Annotated in this window: 21 protein-coding genes; 6 read left to right on the plus strand and 15 right to left on the minus strand. The window is 39.6% G+C overall.

The features are described from left to right. Window positions 1-103: 103 nt before the first annotated feature. Window positions 104-1,129, minus strand: a complete 1,026-nt coding sequence (yutH, locus tag CEF16_RS11190; RefSeq protein ID WP_091581387.1) for a spore coat putative kinase YutH — start codon at window positions 1,127-1,129, stop codon at window positions 104-106. A gap of 139 nt (window positions 1,130-1,268) precedes the next feature. Here yutH and CEF16_RS11195 point away from each other — a divergent pair, with 139 nt between their 5' ends. Beyond that, complete coding sequence (locus CEF16_RS11195) at window positions 1,269-1,763, plus strand: phosphatidylglycerophosphatase A family protein (RefSeq protein WP_091581385.1); 495 nt, start codon at window positions 1,269-1,271, stop codon at window positions 1,761-1,763. 14 nt (window positions 1,764-1,777) lie between these two features. Here CEF16_RS11195 and CEF16_RS11200 read toward each other — a convergent pair whose 3' ends face one another. Beyond that, window positions 1,778-2,542 carry a TIGR01457 family HAD-type hydrolase gene (locus CEF16_RS11200; RefSeq protein ID WP_091581382.1) on the minus strand — a complete coding sequence of 255 codons (765 nt, stop codon included), beginning with the start codon at window positions 2,540-2,542 and terminating at the stop codon, window positions 1,778-1,780. A 17-nt stretch (window positions 2,543-2,559) separates the two neighbouring features. Further along, window positions 2,560-3,006: a DUF86 domain-containing protein gene (locus tag CEF16_RS11205; RefSeq protein WP_091581380.1), complete on the minus strand. Its 447-nt coding sequence runs from the start codon at window positions 3,004-3,006 to the stop codon at window positions 2,560-2,562. A 159-nt stretch (window positions 3,007-3,165) separates the two neighbouring features. Here CEF16_RS11205 and glpX point away from each other — a divergent pair, with 159 nt between their 5' ends. The 3 genes from glpX to CEF16_RS11220 are packed head-to-tail and all read left to right on the plus strand — an operon-like array spanning window position 3,166 to window position 4,785. After that, window positions 3,166-4,140: a class II fructose-bisphosphatase gene (gene glpX / locus CEF16_RS11210; RefSeq protein ID WP_091581377.1), complete on the plus strand. Its 975-nt coding sequence runs from the start codon at window positions 3,166-3,168 to the stop codon at window positions 4,138-4,140. Between the two features lie 11 nt (window positions 4,141-4,151). After that, window positions 4,152-4,421 (plus strand): DUF3055 domain-containing protein, encoded by a 270-nt coding sequence (locus CEF16_RS11215; protein WP_245917839.1) that lies wholly within the window; start codon window positions 4,152-4,154, stop codon window positions 4,419-4,421. A gap of 58 nt (window positions 4,422-4,479) precedes the next feature. Further along, the gene (locus tag CEF16_RS11220; protein ID WP_091581374.1) at window positions 4,480-4,785 is read left to right on the plus strand and encodes a cytosolic protein; all 306 of its coding nucleotides are present in this window, start codon (window positions 4,480-4,482) and stop codon (window positions 4,783-4,785) included. Window positions 4,786-5,021: 236 nt separating this feature from the next. Here the strand turns inward: CEF16_RS11220 and CEF16_RS11225 are convergent, their stop codons facing one another. Continuing rightward, window positions 5,022-5,303: a YutD family protein gene (locus CEF16_RS11225; RefSeq protein ID WP_091581371.1), complete on the minus strand. Its 282-nt coding sequence runs from the start codon at window positions 5,301-5,303 to the stop codon at window positions 5,022-5,024. Between the two features lie 152 nt (window positions 5,304-5,455). On the opposite strand from CEF16_RS11225, the gene CEF16_RS11230 reads away from it, so the two are divergent. Further along, window positions 5,456-6,055, plus strand: coding sequence for a YhcN/YlaJ family sporulation lipoprotein (locus tag CEF16_RS11230; protein ID WP_091581369.1), 600 nt, complete (start codon window positions 5,456-5,458; stop codon window positions 6,053-6,055). 60 nt (window positions 6,056-6,115) lie between these two features. Here CEF16_RS11230 and lipA read toward each other — a convergent pair whose 3' ends face one another. After that, a complete protein-coding gene (gene lipA / locus CEF16_RS11235; RefSeq protein ID WP_091581366.1) occupies window positions 6,116-7,024 on the minus strand; it encodes a lipoyl synthase in 909 nt (302 codons plus the stop codon). Window positions 7,025-7,221: 197 nt separating this feature from the next. Here lipA and CEF16_RS11240 point away from each other — a divergent pair, with 197 nt between their 5' ends. Next, on the plus strand, window positions 7,222-8,214 hold the full coding sequence (locus CEF16_RS11240) for a M23 family metallopeptidase (RefSeq protein WP_091581363.1): 993 nt from the start codon (window positions 7,222-7,224) through the stop codon (window positions 8,212-8,214). Between the two features lie 145 nt (window positions 8,215-8,359). Here CEF16_RS11240 and CEF16_RS11245 read toward each other — a convergent pair whose 3' ends face one another. The 10 genes from CEF16_RS11245 to sufB form a co-directional block, all read right to left on the minus strand. Further along, window positions 8,360-8,470 (minus strand): methionine/alanine import family NSS transporter small subunit, encoded by a 111-nt coding sequence (locus CEF16_RS11245; RefSeq protein ID WP_091581361.1) that lies wholly within the window; start codon window positions 8,468-8,470, stop codon window positions 8,360-8,362. A 2-nt stretch (window positions 8,471-8,472) separates the two neighbouring features. Next, window positions 8,473-9,999 carry a sodium-dependent transporter gene (locus tag CEF16_RS11250; protein WP_091581358.1) on the minus strand — a complete coding sequence of 509 codons (1,527 nt, stop codon included), beginning with the start codon at window positions 9,997-9,999 and terminating at the stop codon, window positions 8,473-8,475. 227 nt (window positions 10,000-10,226) lie between these two features. After that, window positions 10,227-11,090: a sporulation protein YunB gene (gene yunB / locus CEF16_RS11255; protein ID WP_091581355.1), complete on the minus strand. Its 864-nt coding sequence runs from the start codon at window positions 11,088-11,090 to the stop codon at window positions 10,227-10,229. Window positions 11,091-11,153: 63 nt separating this feature from the next. Then, entirely contained in the window at window positions 11,154-11,639 is a 486-nt protein-coding gene (locus tag CEF16_RS11260) for a dihydrofolate reductase (protein ID WP_091581353.1), read from the minus strand. Beyond that, window positions 11,636-12,430 carry a thymidylate synthase gene (locus tag CEF16_RS11265; protein WP_091581349.1) on the minus strand — a complete coding sequence of 265 codons (795 nt, stop codon included), beginning with the start codon at window positions 12,428-12,430 and terminating at the stop codon, window positions 11,636-11,638. Before CEF16_RS11265 ends, CEF16_RS11260 begins: the two co-directional genes overlap by 4 nt. Window positions 12,431-12,703: 273 nt before the next feature. Then, the gene (locus CEF16_RS11270) at window positions 12,704-13,003 is read right to left on the minus strand and encodes a YunC family protein (RefSeq protein ID WP_091581346.1); all 300 of its coding nucleotides are present in this window, start codon (window positions 13,001-13,003) and stop codon (window positions 12,704-12,706) included. Window positions 13,004-13,078: 75 nt separating this feature from the next. Beyond that, complete coding sequence (locus tag CEF16_RS11275) at window positions 13,079-14,479, minus strand: bifunctional metallophosphatase/5'-nucleotidase (RefSeq protein ID WP_170031833.1); 1,401 nt, start codon at window positions 14,477-14,479, stop codon at window positions 13,079-13,081. Between the two features lie 39 nt (window positions 14,480-14,518). Then, entirely contained in the window at window positions 14,519-15,343 is an 825-nt protein-coding gene (locus CEF16_RS11280) for a sulfite exporter TauE/SafE family protein (protein WP_091581341.1), read from the minus strand. Between the two features lie 91 nt (window positions 15,344-15,434). Next, window positions 15,435-16,298: a DUF72 domain-containing protein gene (locus tag CEF16_RS11285; protein WP_091581338.1), complete on the minus strand. Its 864-nt coding sequence runs from the start codon at window positions 16,296-16,298 to the stop codon at window positions 15,435-15,437. A gap of 82 nt (window positions 16,299-16,380) precedes the next feature. After that, on the minus strand, window positions 16,381-17,778 hold the full coding sequence (gene sufB / locus CEF16_RS11290; RefSeq protein WP_091581335.1) for a Fe-S cluster assembly protein SufB: 1,398 nt from the start codon (window positions 17,776-17,778) through the stop codon (window positions 16,381-16,383). Window positions 17,779-17,834: the final 56 nt, after the last annotated feature.

Here is a 17,834-nt window from a genome sequence, read left to right on the forward strand (position 1 = left end):
TATAATGGACATTATATAAGGAAATCGACATTATGACAAGAGGATTTCTATAAAGATTTAGAAAAACTCGGCTTGGGTGCCGAGTTTTTAAGTGCCAAAATTTCTAGAGCTTTTGAAAAGAAGATCCATTCAGCCATTCTGGTATTTCTCTGTCTTTTGGCAGCAGTGATGGATTAAAGGAAGATAATTGTTCCATTCTTTTAGCTTCATTTGCCCATAATTGCTGGAGTTTACTTAATGCTTCTTCCGTTTCTCCTGTGTTTTCTCGCAAATAGGTTTGCTCTAATTGTTCCATATAATAATACGGAAATAACAATCGGCCAAATACGAGCTGGCGGCCAAGATGAGTTATTTGATTGGCTTCCTCGTATTCTTTTATAAAATGGCGAATCTCACTTTCACTCCTGTCATTTTCCATTGCATTTCTTATCCATTCAGATACATCTCGTGAAGGATGATCATATAACCAGTCGGACGGCAGTTTAACAGGCGCCCTCTCTTGGTCCAGTGTGATCCACGTAGTTGGTGTAAAACAAAAATGAGCTACACACCCCGGCTCTTCTATACCTTCTGCATTCCAAGACGTTTCTTTCAGCCATTGAATCGCATTTTCTGTACGTCCTATATAATAAGGAAAAGTTTGTAAAAACCATTTATCCATTTGGGAATAGTTTGTTTTTTTTCGTACGTAAGTGTACCAGTTTTCAAGCTGCTCTAATCTCGTTTCCCACCATTCGCACCATCTTTCTAAAAAAGGCTGGGGTATAGAGCGGGGAAATAAATTCATCCCTTTCTTATGAAATTCTGCCAGCGCTTTTCCTTCCTTGTCGGCATTTCTTTTGTTAACCGATGATGGAGCGGGAATATGAAACAACAGCTGTTTCTCACCATCTACAGGAACGGAATAACCTCTCGTATAAGGGGAAACAAATACTGCAATCGTTTCATCTCCGAGCCACCTTAATTGTTCTGCCCATTCTAATTTTTCTTTCCAATCGTCTTGCTGCTGCGCAATATCTGGAACAAGCAAATACAACGAATTTCCGGCACTAAAACCAGTATAGACTCCCGCTTTAAATGATTGATCCATGTATAATCCGTAATGGTCATATACATTGCGTTCCATCATTATTATAACCCCCTGCCATTCTGCTTACCATGATTGTATGAACAATAGCTTCCAGTTAACCCTTTTTCATCGGATAGATTGCCTTCAAACGGATAAACTAAATAACGGAAAAATAGAAAATGAAAGTAGGAAATCAAAGATGGTTTACAAGTATCATCCATTAGAAGAAACGACAAAAACAATGCTGAAAGAACGCGGGGTTAATATAGAAGACATCGCCAAGCTTGTGTACTTTTTGCAAGAAGATTATTTTGATGGACTTAGTCTGGAAACGTGTGCTGAACATGTCTCTGGGGTATTATCTAAACGAGAAGTGCAAAATGCAGTTATTACAGGAATTGAATTAGACAAACTTGCTGAAGCAGGTCAATTATCAGAGCCGCTGCTTGAAATTGTTCAAAATGATGAAGGACTTTACGGGGTCGATGAAATCATTGCTCTATCCATCGTGAATGTCTATGGAAGCATCGGGTTTACCAATTATGGATACGTTGATAAACAAAAACCAGGCATTTTAGAGAAGTTAAATGATAAATTCAGCGGGGAATGTCATACGTTTCTAGATGATATTGTCGGGGCCATTGCTGCTTCTGCTTCAAGCCGGCTCGCACACCGGCTTGACCACAGACAGTGATATAGCAATGACTTTTATATGTTCCACTCTGACAAGGAAGAAATACTGTATGTAGCCGGGATAGATTTTAATGCCGCTTCTTTTGAAGAAGTGACTCCCGTTTCTACATGAATCGTATCCAGGCCGGCTTGAATACCTGCCAGTATATCAGTATCATAATTATCACCAATTAATACTGTATTTTCAGGTGATACACCAAGCATGTTAACCGCTTGATCAATCATAATACGTTCAGGTTTGCCTATAAAAGTTGGCTCTACACCCGTCGATACTGTAATAATAGAAGTAATTGCTCCGTTGCCGGGCATCAAACCTTTTTCTGTAGGTAACGCATTATCTGCATTGGTTGAAACAAAGTGCGCTCCATTTCTTACAGCTAAACATGCCTTTGCAAGCTTATCATAGGTCACTTGACGATCGAGTCCAACAACTACAAAGCCTGGTTCTTCATCGTCTTCCTGAATACCTGCAGAACGTATTTGTTCTTTTAAACCGTCTTCTCCGATAATATAAGCAGTTTGTTTATAGGGGTTAGTCGTTATGTAAGAAGCTGCTGCCATACTGGTGGTTAATACATACTTTTCTTCACATGGAATCCCCATATCCCTTATTCGAACAGCCACTTTTTCCGGAGAGGTTGTGGAATTGTTGGTTACAAATAAATATGGAATCTGTTGGTCGTGCAGTTTTTGGATAAATGCAACTGCTTCAGGTATCGGCTCTTTCCCTTTGTAAATCGTACCATCTAAATCTAACAAATAACCGTTGTATTTTTTCATGCTTGTTATTCCCCCATCTATTTCTCTTCTGGTAAAAATGCAGAAACAGGACCTAGTTCTTTTTCTAAATACGTTCGAATTCTATCCGGAAAATTTTTGACCGCTGCTTCTTGCGCAGAAATCTTATCTCGAAAAACATCATGTTTTATATTTGTATAATGCTGGACTAGGTCTTTACGCAATGTCAATACTTCCTTTAGTCCCTTCGTTTCTTCAGAAGGCACCACTTGTTCATCCTCCAAGATGTCAAGAATATCTTCATAGCTGCCTGGGTCCCGCATAATAAAACCGTCAATCATTTGATTGCCAACATCAATCATTCCTTCAATCCATCCCTGGGCCATTCGCTCTAACGCTAATTGCTCCACTGTCGATGAAGCTTGTTTGGCTTCTGGAAAAGCACTGTATAAATGATCCATATATGTTAATATTTCTTCTATTTTTTTTCGGTCTACAAAATACATTACCGTTATCTCCTTTCATTACTGATTATTGCCCAGTATACCATATGATTCTTTTCTCTCTTCAAGTCGATTATCCATTTACATCAGAAATGTGATAGTATAAATACGGAATTATACATCATATTGTCAAGGATCTATTTTATCTGGAGGGATAAATCAGTGGATAGAGAACTAGCGTTAGAAATTGTACGAGTAACAGAGGCAGCTGGCATCGCCTCCGCTCAATGGCTGGGGCGGGGACAGAAAATAGAAGCGGATGATGCTGCTACAACAGCAATGCGGACCATGTTTGATTCCGTCAGCTGTAAAGGAAAAGTTGTTATAGGAGAAGGAGAAAAAGACGAAGCTCCTATGCTTTATATTGGTGAAGAAGTTGGAAGCGGCAACGGACCTGAAGTAGATATTGCGGTCGATCCACTTGAAGGTACAAATATCGTTGCAAATGGACGAGCAAACGCGATGGCTGTCATTGCCGTTGCTGATCGCGGAACATTGCTTCATGCTCCGGATATGTACATGGAAAAGCTGGCGGTCGGGCCAAAAGCTGCAGGGTTAGTACGGCTTGATGATCCAATTGAAAAAACAATTGATATTGTTGCTAAAATGAATAATAAACGCGTACGCGATCTTACTGTGATTATTCAGGATAGAGAGCGTCACATGGAGCTTGTAGAACGAATTCGTGCAAAAGGCGCCAGAGTAAAATTATTTGGTGACGGAGATGTTGGCGCATCTATCGCTACTGCTCTTCCACAGACAGGTATTGATTTATTTGTCGGTAAAGGCGGTGCTCCTGAAGGTGTCATTTCTGCAGCGGCATTGAAAGCACTTGGCGGAGATATGCAGGCACGTCTTGTACCGCACACAGACGAAGAAGCAGCCCGCTGTAAAGAGATGGGGCTTGAAGATCCTTCTCAAATATTGGCATTGGATGATATGGTAAAAGGGGACGATGCCATCTTTGCTGCTACAGGAGTATCTTCTGGCGAACTTTTAGAAGGCGTTCGTTTTCTTGGCGGTGATTTAACGGAGACAGATTCGATCGTGATGCGTGCAAAAACAAAAACGGTTCGTTATATCACAGCTCACCATCACCTTGATCATAAACCTCACCTTGTCATAGATGAAGAATAAGGAGGCTAATCGTGGAGGAAGAGCGTTTTTATCTTTATGATGATATAGAAGAAACGAAAACACGCTTTGTCAGCTTTATGGGAGAAGAAGAACGGTTTGACCTTGCAATAACAACTACAACCCGGCATTACGGAAAACACTTAGTGCTTGATATGCAATCAAACCGATTTGCTATTATTGGAACCGATGACTTAAAAGAACCAGGAAATTTAGAACAAGCATTTCATCTAACAGAAAACAACGCTGACGAATTACGCGACTTTTTATACGAAGTCATTTAACCTTCAATGCTGTATGATTACCTTGGGAAAGGGAAACATATGACCGAGGGGTGATACTATGGAAGATAAATATAAAAAGCACCGGCAGGCTCACGAGTCATCCAACTCTTATACCGATTTTGCCAACGTTGAAACGAGCAGAAGGTATTTGACTTCAGAGACTCTCCCTGAAGGACCTTATGGATCTCCAGTCAACCGGGAGCTTGGAAAAAATACACCTTGGAAGGAAGGACAACGTCATTACAGTCCATTCAACTATGAATATAAGGCCTTCCACCAAAACATTCCTAGACAATTTCCCGGAGCACACCCGGTGCATGATGATCCAAAAAAACAAGAAGAATATCTTGATACTTCCAAATAAATCGTCTCCCCAATTTATTAAAAAACAAACAGGCATTGTGTTGAAATCATGCCAAAAAATTTAGGTACTTCAAATGGAAAACTCCCTCTGCTGCAGAGGGAGTTTTTTTAAAAGGCAAGGCAGGAACGTATAAAAGCTGGGTGTTTTTCGTGACTAGCTTCATCGCCCAGCCACTCAGGCGCACAAACTAAAATTAACTGAGCCGATTTTCCGCTTTCAAGGAGTTAGCGCTTTTCTTATACAGACTGTCTTACTTTTTTTAACACAAAATATGCACATCCAAAATTGCAATACTCATAAATATAATCTTCCAGTGTTCCAATTTTTGTATCAAAGGATACTTTTTTTCTTGAATCTTCATAAAATCCTCGCAGTCTCAGCTGGTTGTGGCCCCAGTCTCCTACTACGAAATCATATTTATTTAAGACATCGCTATAGCGTTCTTTAAATGTTTCTTCATCCCAGCCATCTCGAACATCTGTGATCAGTTCAAAATGCTGTCCCTGTACTACAATCAAAAGCTGACACCTCACTTTTTCCAAACTCATTGTATCACAAACAGTCCAAACATTGATATCTTTTAGTATTTCCGCGATTTCCCACCATTTTTTCTATGGAAAAACGCCATACTAATCGTACAGCGGACTTTTTATGGAAGGGGGAAAGATAGATGAAAAAATCATTTATGTTTATAACAGTGACAATTCTTGTGCTGCAAGGTTGTGCAGGAATACCAAACGGTGATAATGAAGATCTCGGCGCAGAGTACGGACCTGAGCATCCACTTGATTATGTTTCTGATACAGATAACACAAATCCGGATGCGAATACTAAAGGTAACAATTTCGGCTACAGTAGAAATCAAGCAAATGAACCAAATCTAGATGATAAAATGACGATGCACGACGTTATTGACCGTCAGCGCATTGCAAATGGGATTAGTAACCTGCTCGTCCAGTCACCTGAAGTAGCAGAAGCTGGTGTATTAATTACAAATGAATATGCTCTGGTTGCTTTCCGACCTAATAATGAAGAAGATGAAGACGCCGTAAAGCACGTAAAAATGATGACTGAATCGATGGTGCCTTATTATTATATAACGGTTGTTACCGATAATCCTAACATGATTGAAGATATTGAAGCGTTTAAAGGGATGGATGCTCGATCAGGAGATGGACATACAGCCTTAGAGAAAACAGTTGAGGATATGAGAGAAATGACAAAGCAGCCGAAAACGTCAAAACGAAGGGCAGATAATAATCATATGTAATGTAGTTTGATTATCAAAAATTCCTTGATTGTAAAAATCAAGGAATTTTTGCTGCTTCGATTAAGCTTGTTTATATTTTTTAGCTTCTTCATGTACTTGTGCCTCATTTACTTGTTCATCTGCGTGATAAGAAGAACGAACAAGCGGTCCTGATTCACAATGACTAAACCCTTTTTTCATCGCAATATCTTTTAACTCGGCAAATTCATCCGGCGTATAATACTTCTGGACTTTAAGATGTTTTTTTGTCGGTTGAAGGTATTGGCCAATAGTCATAATGTCTACGTCATGAGTTCTTAAATCATCCATTGTTTCAATAATTTCTTCTTTTGTTTCTCCTAAGCCGATCATAAGGCTTGACTTAGTAGGGATGTCCGGATGCATTTCTTTGGAACGCTGCAAAAAGGTGAGAGTTCTTTCGTATGTAGCTCTTGCTCTAACACGAGGTGTAAGCCTTTTTACTGTTTCAATGTTATGATTTAAAATATTTGGCCGAGCCTCCATTAACGTCTCAAGGTTAGCAGCTATTCCCATCATATCGGACGGAAGCACTTCGATTGTACAATAAGGGTTGCGGCGCCTTACAGCTCTGACAGTTTCGGCAAAAACCGCAGATCCGCCGTCTTTTAAATCGTCTCGTGCAACAGCCGTAATAACCACGTGTTTTAGACCCATCTGCTCTACAGATTCTGCTACACGCTCTGGTTCCTGCCAATCTAATTCATTAGGAAGACCTGTCTTCACCGCACAAAACCGGCATGCACGTGTACAAACATCACCCAAAATCATAAAAGTAGCCGTTTTTCGTTCCGCCCAGCACTCATGAATATTTGGACACTTTGCTTCTTCACATACGGTGTGAAGATTTTTCTCCCGCATCATTTTTTTTAAACCTTTATACGATTCATTGGTGTTCAGCTTAATTTTTAACCATTCTGGTTTTCGAAGGTATTCTTCTGTTTTGGCCAACCCAATCACTCCAATTCATGAATATAAATATATAAGTATGCTTCTTTAACATTTATTTTCCCATATTCTCTATTACTTTAACATGACAGCAGCGTGCGCGCCAAATGTCTTGTTTGTTTCCAATCATTGGCTTAATTAAATATTCCATGCTTAGACAGACTAAAGGGTAGAAATAAACAACAAAGGATCGGGTTGAAATGAAAAAATCGTTATTGCTTTTTTACAGTTTGATCATTTGTTTTTCGTTTTTTCCTTTTCCAGACGAAGGAATTGCAGCGGAAAAATCAGCAGAAGATATCTATAAAGATCGACTTGCATTATATAAAGAAATGGAAGCTGTTACCCAGGTACCCTGGTATTGGCTGGCTGGTGTAGATACTTATGAAAAAGGATTGCGCCGAGCTAGAAATGACCGAGATAAAGCAGATGGGGTCATCAATATTTATTTTTCTCCTAAAGAATGGGCCGGACCGTTAAACCCTAATTTAGAGGCGGAGACCCCTTCTGAAATTGCACTTTTTGATGGTATTGGTTTAGATGGGAATGGCAACGGCAAAGCATCACTTCATGAAGATGCAGATGTATTGTTTACGTTTGCCAATTATCTTTCAGACTATGGGTATGATGATGACAATATTCAAATTGGTCTCTGGGAATATTACCATCGTGATCAGGCTGTCAATATTATTACTGGTCATGCAAGAATATATAAAAAATATAACAGACTCGATTTAGATGATGAACATGCTTTTCCTGTTCCGTTAAACTATAATTACAGCTACCGAAGTACTTGGGGAGATACACGCGGTTGGGGAGGACGCCGTATTCATGAAGGGACAGATATTTTTGCCGGCCACCGTACACCTGTCCGCGCAACCTCTTATGGCATTGTTGAATTGAAAGGCTGGAATAAATTCGGCGGCTGGAGGCTTGGCATCCGTGATTTGTCAAACACGTATCATTATTACGCTCATTTAAGCGGGTTTGAAGATGGAATAAACAAAGGAGATATTGTAGCACCAGGAGATGTCATCGGATATGTAGGAAGTTCAGGTTATGGAAAACCAGGTACACAAGGGAAATTTCCTCCACATTTACATTACGGTATGTATAGAGATAATGGGTACAGCGAATGGTCCTTTGACCCTTATCCTTCTTTAAAATCATGGGAAAAACGAGATCGAAGATAAAGAAAACTAGCGCCAAGCCTTTAGGCGAAGATGATTGCCTAGTTGACGACGTCGATGATTCATCCACGCTAAAATTTTTTCTTTCCTATCAGTGAAATAGAAAACAGCCGGCTTAAATCTACAACTAGAGCCGGCTGCCTTGGTTTTAATTATTATTGTTTTTCGAAACTTTTCTGGCATGCATGATACTTGCTGCCATCCCCCCCCAAATAATGATCATTCCTAAGAGCATCATAAAAATAGCACTTCCTGTCATAATCAGCTCGCCTCCTCTGTATCGTCTCGTTCCTCTTTATTTTTCCAGCGAATAAGCATGAAAATAATTCCCGCAATGAGAGCAAACACGGCAACGGCCCAGCCGCTGTAGTTGATAAAGGCATCTGAATACCCTTCATAGTTTCCTGTTTCCGAGTCAAACTGACGCAATAAATTTTGTTTGAATAAATCAAACATCATATAACCAAGAACGAGTGGTGTAATAACTCCAAGACATACTTTCCACCAGCCGCCTATCCTTATGTCTGAAATACTGTTTGCATGATTTTGGAAATCTCCAAGCTTACGCATAAACCATGCGATAGCAACAACTTCTACCAGACCGATAAGAGCAACCCCGAACTGATTAATAAAGTAGTCTGCTGCATCTAGGAAATATAAGCCGCCGTCTGTTGCGTAAATCAATGAAATAAGCGCAGCTAATCCCCCGCCGATACTAACAGCAGCAGTTCTAGAAATCCCAAATTTTTCTGATATCCCTTTTACATACGTTTCTGAAATAGAAATAAGGGAAGACAACCCGGCTAGTACTAGCGAAGCAAAGAATAAAAATCCAAATAATCCGCTTAACGCTGGAAATTCATTGATAATCTGCGGGAAAACCACGAAGGCAAGTCCAACCCCGCCTGCAACAACTTCCTCTACTCCAACGCCAGCCTGTGAAGCCATAAACCCAAGCGCGGCGAACACTCCAATACCTGCAAGCAATTCAAAGCTGGAGTTACTAAACCCTGTAATAAAAGCATTATTTGTAATATCAGATTTCTTTGGTAAATAACTAGAATACGTAATCATAATCGCAAAAGCGATAGACAAACTGAAGAAAATCTGGCCGTAAGCAGCAACCCATACACCGCCAGAAGTAATCGCCTCAAAATTTGGCTCGAAAAACGATGTGAGACCTTCTGCTGCTCCTGGCAGCGTAATCGCACGAATAACAATAATCAAGAAAATAACAACAAGTGTCGGGATAAAAATACGGTTTGCCAACTCAATACCTTTTTTAACCCCTTTAAATAGTACGCCTAACGTAATAGCCCACACAATAATTAATGGAATAAATACAGAAGGTACGATCGCTCCTATTTGTCCGGGAACGTCTGGGAGCTGTAAATACTCACCGAAAAGAAAAGCTTCGGTATCCGTTCCCCATGTCTGATTAAAAGAAAAAATGCTGTACGATATTGCCCAGGCAATAATGACAGAATAGTAGGTAGAAATAACAAAGGAAACGAATACAGCCCACCATCCGATCCACTCTGCCTTTTTATTCATTCTTGAAAAGCTCAACGGTGCCGATCCTCGATATTTATGACCTATGGTAAATTCTAATATCAAAAGCGGTATCCCGGCTGTGAGCAGGGCGAATAAATATGGAATAAAAAACGCGCCGCCTCCGTTTTCATAAGCTGTGGCAGGAAAACGCCAAATGTTCCCTAGGCCAATTGCGGAACCAACGGCCGCCATGATAAAACCAGCGCGCGTGCCCCATTGTTCTCTCATACTCATGGGTTTATCTCCTTTCGACTACAAAATTAAAAGTGAAAATTCAGAAAATAAATACCTTATTTTAATTATAACAGATATGCTTTTCAAATAATAAAAATCTACTTTTATTTATTCTAAAAATACATCTGTACGCATCTTTCGGCCTCCTTTCCTAAACTATTGTCTGATAATTAATTATTTTATTATAATTATTACTGCCTATTTTGTCAAAATAAAACGTGAAAGGGTCATTCTGTAATAGGTATTTCTTCTGATTCTTGTAGTTCTTCTTCTACTTCTGTCTCTTCATTACCTTCTTCCATAGTATCTTTTAATTCCTGTTCTTGAATAATTGCTGGCGACGGCATATCTCCATCTCCTGCATTGTAGAATTGCGGTACTTCTCCAGATATAAATACCATACCAACCGGGATGGAAGTGGAAACCACAGCGGTATCCGTTGCAAATGGAATAACTACTCTTACATCCACTTCAATGTCAACAGAAATACGCATATAAGTATTATTAATCCCGGATTCAAAAATCGACTCACTCATGGATGATTTCACATCGCCAATTGCGGAAAATTGGACAGGAACTCTAGGTCCAAGCTGTGCCAGCAATGCATTATTTGTTGCCTGCCCAAGAGGGATCACATGTATAATCCCTTGATCTGTAAAGTTTTCCGTTTCCAGCTCCTGTTCGATTTCCTCAGGCAGCCCTAAATCTTCAATCGTTCCTTCTTCGACCATCTTTAGATACTTTTGGGTTCGTAATGTGGCTTCAGATAACACGCGATTATACATTTCTGAATTAAAATTTACGGATGTTACTTGGCCATTGCTGTCTGTTTCAATTTCAATCATATCTTCAATATCAATGGATTCAACAATTTTATTAGAGATTGCATCATTTATAGCCTGCGTTGCAATTTTTTGTGTTTCGGTGTGGGCGATAGCCATTAACGTAGGCCGTATTCCTTTTTCAACCAGCCAAAGTCCTTGAACGGTAAATAACGTAAATAACAGAAGCGAAATGATAAACACATAGCGAAAGGGGAGCGGCCCTTTTGGACGGCTTTTGATTTTGAAGAATCTTCGGTGTTTTTTCATACGAAACCCGTCCTCCTTTGCTTGTTTATATATATGCAAAAAAGAACGGGTTAAGCCCATATATTAATGTTTTCTTTCTAGTGTAATAAACGTATGAGGATAAAGATTTTTTTCATTTGTTTTACCTTGTTTCTTTTCTGTCGTTACCCAATCTTCTCTCCGCCATTCAGGAAAATACGTATCACCTGGAAACGTATCATGAATGATGGTTAAATACATTCGATCAGCAGCAGGCAGAAATTGTTCAAACAACGTTTCCCCGCCAATAACAAAAATTTCTTGTTTGGTAGCTGCAATCCGTTTTGCTTCATCTAACGAATGAACGACTTCACAACCTTCTGCAGTGAAATCTTTCTTGTTCGTTACGATAATATTTTGACGCCTTGGAAGCGGCCTCCCTATGGCTTCATATGTTTTTCTTCCCATAATAATGGGGTGACCGTTCGTTACCTCTTTAAAATGCTTTAAATCAGCAGGCAGATGCCAGGGCATTTTATTTTCATGGCCGATGACCCGATTTTCATCCATAGCTGCAATAAAAGAAATCATACCGACACTTCTCCTTTAATATGAGGATGAGGATCATAATCTTGAAGCTCAAAATCGTCAATCGTGAAATCAAATATAGATTGAACCTCCGGATTGAGTTTCATTTCTGGAAGCTTTCTAGGTGTTCTTGTTAATTGTTTTTGTACTTGTTCGATATGGTTCAAATAAATATGAGCATCCCCAAATGTATGGACAAATTCATGTGCTTTTAGCCCGCACACTTGCGCGACCATTTTCGTTAAAAGCGCATACGATGCAATATTAAACGGCACACCAAGGAATACATCGGCACTGCGCTGGTACAGCTGACAAGAAAGTTTTCCATCATTAACATAAAACTGAAAAAGACAATGACAAGGAGCAAGCGACATATCTTCTATCTCAGCTGCATTCCATGCACTGACAATGAGACGACGGGAATCCGGGTTTGTCTTTATTTCATTAATAACATCACTAATTTGATCCACTGTTTTGCCTGATGCTCCTTCCCAAGAGCGCCACTGCTTCCCGTAAATTGGTCCTAAATCGCCGTCTTTATCAGCCCATTCATTCCAAATTCTTACCTTGTTTTCCTGGAGGTATTGTACGTTTGTGTCGCCTTTCAAGAACCACAGCAGTTCGTGAATAATGGAACGTAAATGTAATTTTTTTGTTGTAAGGACCGGAAACCCTTCTTCTAAATTAAAGCGCATTTGCCAGCCAAACGTGCTGATTGTTCCTGTGCCTGTCCGATCACTTTTCTCTGTACCGTTATTCAATATATGTCTACATAAATTTAAGTATTGTTCCATTCTTTAAGCCGCCTTTCCCGGAATAAATCACAACTTTTATTATATCAGACAACGGTATAGAGAAACACTATTCCTTTCTGCCAAGTCCAAATGACGGAAGTCGTAAGTAAAGTTTTAGAAAGACTCGGCTTGTCCCCAAGTCTTTAATAGCGAAAGCCTTAGTTTTTCTTATACTTTAATCCTATAATGGAGTTAAACTCTTAAAGTATAAAAAAATAAACAGCGGCTGGTTTCTCTTAAACCAACTGCTGCTTATTCAATACACATTTCATTTTACATAAAATATAAAGCTTCTTTACCAGTCATGCCTGCTTTGACGCCTAATGCTTCTGCAGCTTTTGTAACAGATTCCATCGGAGCTTCAAGTAATTCATCAATAGTACGTACTCCCAAAGCTCTTCCAGCTGCTATTTTTCTTTTTGGCCACTTACTGTTTAAGACATCAATATCTAAAGCACCGCACATGATATACCCTTTTTCACCAGATACAATTAAAAGGGTCGTATCAGGCAGCTCGACAATCATAGAAGTATAAAACTGATCATGAAGTACTACCGGTTCCATTTTCATCATTTCCGGTTCCCTCTCTTTCTGTCAGCTTATTACTACTTTATGAAAAAAGAGAGGAAATGGAAGCTTGTTTTACAGTCAAGCATAACGATTTTTTAATATATCTGATAAAACGTCTCTCATCATTTCAGGCATGAAGTATTTTTTCTTGCTGCATTGAGCAAGTCCTGGATAAAGTGGACCAAATGTAAACATATCTACAGTCGCTAATTTATAAATTTTCGTCGCTTCTAATGACTCACCCTGGATCAAAATATTTTTAATGTACGGGGTCGTTTTTGATTCATCAAGTTCTACGGTCATCCCAGCAAAAGCCATTCTTCCCAGTTTTTCCCCTCTAAATCCTAAACCTTTTAAAGGCAGATGAATCATTTTTTCCGTAAAAGCTGCAGCTATCGTTTCCTTTAATACGGAGCCCTTCACGTGAACAAGACAAGGATTAATGGGGTGAGGACAAAGCCGGTGCAAATCCTTACGAGTGACATTGCCAGATTCTAAAGATCCTAACAATAGACCAGAGTTTAACATAGAAATCTCCGCCCCGCACCACTCTTTCAGCCCTTCAGCGAGCAAATCAGCAAATGGGGAGGGCAGTGTCCAGGAGATGGACAGGGGTTCTGGTATAGCTGCAATAGGTTCTTCTAAAATCTTGTCTGCCTTTTCTTCAAGGCGCCCTAACAATCCCTCGGTTTCTTGGGCTGGCTCTTCCTTACTGACATCCTCTGCAGCTCCCTCTTTTTTTATCACTTTCCTCGTATTTTTATCAAATAAAAGTTGCACCTGGCCGACATAATAACTGTTCTTTCCGCACTGAGCAACCAGTGTATCATTTATTAAAATGGACGATTTTAGCAAATGATGTGTATGTGCACCTAAAATGACATCGATTTCTTGAAATTGTTTTGCTATTTCTTCATCTTTCGGATAACCCAAATGCGATAAAAACACGACAATATCAGCGTTCGGTTTCACTTCTGCAAGTAAAGCTGGCAGGATTTCCAGTGGATCTTTTATAACCCATCCGAGCTCTTTATATAATGGGTAGAAAGGAATTGTCATACCGATCAACCCAATTCGAATGCCTTCTTTTGTTTCTATAATGTCAAATGGCTCTGCCCATTCGGGACGGAGGTTTTCTTTATCATAAAATAAATTAGCAAGCAAAACCTTAAACTGAGCATGTTCATACAAAGAATCTAACTCACCTTTGGAAAGAGTAATTCCCTCATTATTTCCAATTGTCACATGGTGGATTCCAGCTTCATTCAACAGTTCTACATTTCCTTTTCCGCGTGTTGCTTCGGTTATAGGATGAACGCGATCAGCGTGATCTCCAATATCTAGAAACAATGCTGTTTCATCTTTCTTTTTATGAAATTGCCTCCGTGTATTTATGTAAGAAACAGCGGACGGCCACTGCTGCAAGTTGCTATGAAGATCATTCGTGTGGTAAATATAAATAGGTATCAATGAAGACAATGATTGCACCGCCTTTTAAAATTCTATCATGTGTTCGTATTACAACCCGGTAAAACCTTGCCACATTAACCTTAAACCAATCACAATTAAAAAAATTCTTAGAATCGTTACAAGGGTATCACTTTTTAATTTACGGTTAATTTCTGCACCAATTTTAGCACCAATCCATGCGCCTGGTATAAGTGCTAATGCATAAAGCCATTCCACATTTCCAAGGGCAATATGTGATATTGAACTGACCAATGCAGATAATAACACCATAAACATGGAAGTAGCTACGGCTATATGGGGAGGAAAACCAAATAACAAAATCATAACCGGCACCATTAATGATCCTCCTCCGATGCCGAACAATCCGGAAAACATACCAACACAAAAAGATATAACAATAGCTACAAAAGGAGTGAATCCATATTCAATTTCCAATCCGGCTTCGGTCTGGTATGTTCTCCTAATCCCTTTTCCTTTTATGGATAATGGCTTTAATTTATTTCGAATAAGCAGAATAAAAGAAACCAAAATAACAAACATACCAAAAAAAATAAGAAAAGGACCTACTTCTAAATCTTTATTTAACCATACGCCAAATAGCGCTCCTGGACCACTCCCAATAAAAAAGATACCTCCAGCCATATAGTCCACTGTTTTTTGTTTCATATATGAAAGCGTAGAAGATAATCCGGTAAAAATCATAATTAAAAGCGAGGTTCCGACTGCCGTCTGCGGTGTAACGTCTGCAAAGAATGGACTTAGTACACTAAATATCATTAAAGCGGGTACAACGATAATTCCTCCGCCTAACCCCATTAAACTCCCAAGCGCACCAGCAGCAAGACCGGTTAAAAACAACACTGCCCAAACCATACTAACCCTCTTTCCCAATGCTTACAACATCCGCTTAAAACTTATTTACAGTTTTTGTTAATATCTATTTTGCGGCTATCTTTCTATTCTACTATGATTCCGTATCATCAAACAACGACAATTGCTGTGGGGCCAGACCTTCATAGGTGATGTCAGCTGCATGTAAAAACGTTTTTGCATTCGATGCGGCATGTCCTCCAGAATTGTTATTGAAAATAAAATATATATTGTTCGTTTCTTTTTCTAAAACTCGCACATGATTTACCCATTCTTCTATTTCGGCTCTTGAATAGTCATATAGATAACGAACACTTCTCCAATTTTGTCCTTGTACTGGTCGTTTCCATGCTTCTTTATTTCTGCCATGAAGCCTAACCAGTGTTTTTTGATGATCTGTTGCCCGTAAAATGACAGGGACTGATCCCTCTTCTACTTGAGGCTCATCACATATGCTGTGAATCCACTGTTCTTTCTCCATAAATTCCAATGTTTTTTCTTTATAGTTGTCTGAGAACCAGGATTGGTGGCGAAATTCTAGTGCACAGGGAAAATCGGCCAGCTTTTCTCTAACATAACGAAGATAATCTACGTTTTCTTTATTACACTCAAACCAGGGTGGAAACTGACACAATATCAAACCTAATTTTCCTGACTCTGTAACCGGTTTTAAAGAAGCTGTGTACGCTGCAAACATCTCTTCTTTTGAAGAAAAAGGAATCTCTCCTCTTTGATGGCCAGTAATGCCTTGGTACGCTTTCACGATAAAAGAAAATCGTTCCGGGGTTTGGGTTACCCATTTTTCATAATTTTTTACAGGCTGCACTGCATAAAAGGCGGAATCCACTTCTACCGTAGGAAAATGACTGCTGTATGTTTCTAATTTTTCCGTCTGGCGAGTTCCAGGAGGGTACAATAACTCATGGTCCCGCCAGCCTGTTAAACCAACGTAAATCATCGGCTGCTCCTCCTTTACGTGAAAAAGCGAACCCAGCTGAGGGGTTCGCTTTAAAGGTAACAATATTGGAGTTTCTGGAAAATTAACCGATCGAACCTTCCATTTCAAAACGGATCAAACGGTTCATTTCCACCGCATATTCCATTGGAAGCTCTTTCGTGAATGGTTCAATAAAGCCCATTACGATCATTTCAGTCGCTTCTTCTTCTGAAACACCGCGGCTCATCAAATAGAAGAGCTGTTCCTCAGAAACTTTAGATACGGTAGCCTCGTGCTCCAGTGTAATGTTATTGTTCATGATTTCGTTGTACGGAATCGTATCAGACGTAGATTCATTATCCATAATCAATGTGTCACATTCGACTTTTGAATAAGAACCTTCTGCTTTACGCCCAAAATGAGAAATACCACGGTACGTTACTTTACCACCATGTTTTGAAATGGATTTAGAAACAATGGTAGATGAGCAGTTTGGCGCAAGATGCATCACTTTTGCCCCGGCATCCTGATGCTGATTTTTCCCTGCGATTGCAATGGAAAGAATAGTACCTTTAGCGCCAGGTCCACGCATAATAACAGAAGGGTATTTCATCGTAAGTTTTGAACCAATGTTGCCGTCTACCCATTCCATCGTTGCACCTTCATCTGCTACTGCACGTTTAGTAACAAGGTTATAAATGTTAGGCGCCCAGTTCTGAATGGTGGTGTAACGGCAGTATGCGTTTTTCTTAACGATAATTTCGACTACCGCACTGTGAAGAGAGTCTGTTGAATAAACCGGTGCAGTACATCCTTCCACATAGTGAACGGAACTATCTTCATCTGCAATGATAAGCGTACGCTCAAATTGTCCCATGTTCTCTGAGTTAATACGGAAATATGCTTGCAGCGGCGTGTCCGTTTTCACACCTTTTGGCACATAGATAAACGAACCGCCAGACCAAACAGCAGAGTTTAATGCAGAGAACTTATTATCAGATGGCGGAATCACTTTTCCAAAATGCTCACGGAAAATGTCTTCATTCTCTTTTAACGCTGTGTCTGTGTCTTTAAACACAATGCCTTGTTTCTCAAGGTCTTCTTGCATGTTGTGATAAACAACTTCAGATTCATACTGAGCAGAAACACCAGCAAGATATTTTTGTTCCGCTTCTGGAATACCTAGTTTATCGAAGGTATTCTTAATTTCTTCCGGTACTTCATCCCAAGATTTCTCAGAACGTTCGGAAGGTTTTACATAGTAAGTGATATCATCAAAAATGAGTCCTGTCAGATCCCCGCCCCACTGCGGCATTGGCATCTTATAAAATTGTTCCAATGACTTGAGACGGAAGTTTAACATCCATTCTGGTTCTTCTTTCATGTTAGAAATTTCTCTAACAACGTTTTCCGTCAAACCACGCTCCGAACGAAAAATAGAAACGTCTTTATCATGAAACCCGTATTGGTATTCACCGATTTCCGGCATTTTCTTAGCCATGCGGGTAACCTCCTTTTAGGAAAATAGAGAGAACGTCTTGAAGATCTCCTTCAAGA

This window comes from Alteribacillus bidgolensis (genome assembly GCF_002886255.1).
Classification (GTDB): Bacteria; Bacillota; Bacilli; order Bacillales; family Marinococcaceae; genus Alteribacillus; species Alteribacillus bidgolensis.

Coding starts and splice junctions, on each gene's coding strand:
- CEF16_RS11230 (WP_091581369.1), top strand. CDS start 5,456: ATGAAAAAATCATTTATGTTTATAACAGTGACAATTCTTGTGCTGCAA.
- CEF16_RS11200 (WP_091581382.1), bottom strand. CDS start 2,542: ATGAAAAAATACAACGGTTATTTGTTAGATTTAGATGGTACGATTTAC.
- yunB (WP_091581355.1), bottom strand. CDS start 11,090: ATGAAAAAACACCGAAGATTCTTCAAAATCAAAAGCCGTCCAAAAGGG.
- CEF16_RS11250 (WP_091581358.1), bottom strand. CDS start 9,999: ATGAGTATGAGAGAACAATGGGGCACGCGCGCTGGTTTTATCATGGCG.
- CEF16_RS11260 (WP_091581353.1), bottom strand. CDS start 11,639: ATGATTTCTTTTATTGCAGCTATGGATGAAAATCGGGTCATCGGCCAT.
- yutH (WP_091581387.1), bottom strand. CDS start 1,129: ATGATGGAACGCAATGTATATGACCATTACGGATTATACATGGATCAA.
- CEF16_RS11280 (WP_091581341.1), bottom strand. CDS start 15,343: ATGGTTTGGGCAGTGTTGTTTTTAACCGGTCTTGCTGCTGGTGCGCTT.
- sufB (WP_091581335.1), bottom strand. CDS start 17,778: ATGGCTAAGAAAATGCCGGAAATCGGTGAATACCAATACGGGTTTCAT.
- CEF16_RS11205 (WP_091581380.1), bottom strand. CDS start 3,006: ATGTATTTTGTAGACCGAAAAAAAATAGAAGAAATATTAACATATATG.
- CEF16_RS11220 (WP_091581374.1), top strand. CDS start 4,480: ATGGAAGATAAATATAAAAAGCACCGGCAGGCTCACGAGTCATCCAAC.
- CEF16_RS11270 (WP_091581346.1), bottom strand. CDS start 13,003: ATGATGAAAATGGAACCGGTAGTACTTCATGATCAGTTTTATACTTCT.
- CEF16_RS11240 (WP_091581363.1), top strand. CDS start 7,222: ATGAAAAAATCGTTATTGCTTTTTTACAGTTTGATCATTTGTTTTTCG.
- CEF16_RS11245 (WP_091581361.1), bottom strand. CDS start 8,470: ATGACAGGAAGTGCTATTTTTATGATGCTCTTAGGAATGATCATTATT.
- CEF16_RS11195 (WP_091581385.1), top strand. CDS start 1,269: ATGGTTTACAAGTATCATCCATTAGAAGAAACGACAAAAACAATGCTG.
- CEF16_RS11285 (WP_091581338.1), bottom strand. CDS start 16,298: ATGATTTACGTTGGTTTAACAGGCTGGCGGGACCATGAGTTATTGTAC.
- CEF16_RS11265 (WP_091581349.1), bottom strand. CDS start 12,430: ATGGAACAATACTTAAATTTATGTAGACATATATTGAATAACGGTACA.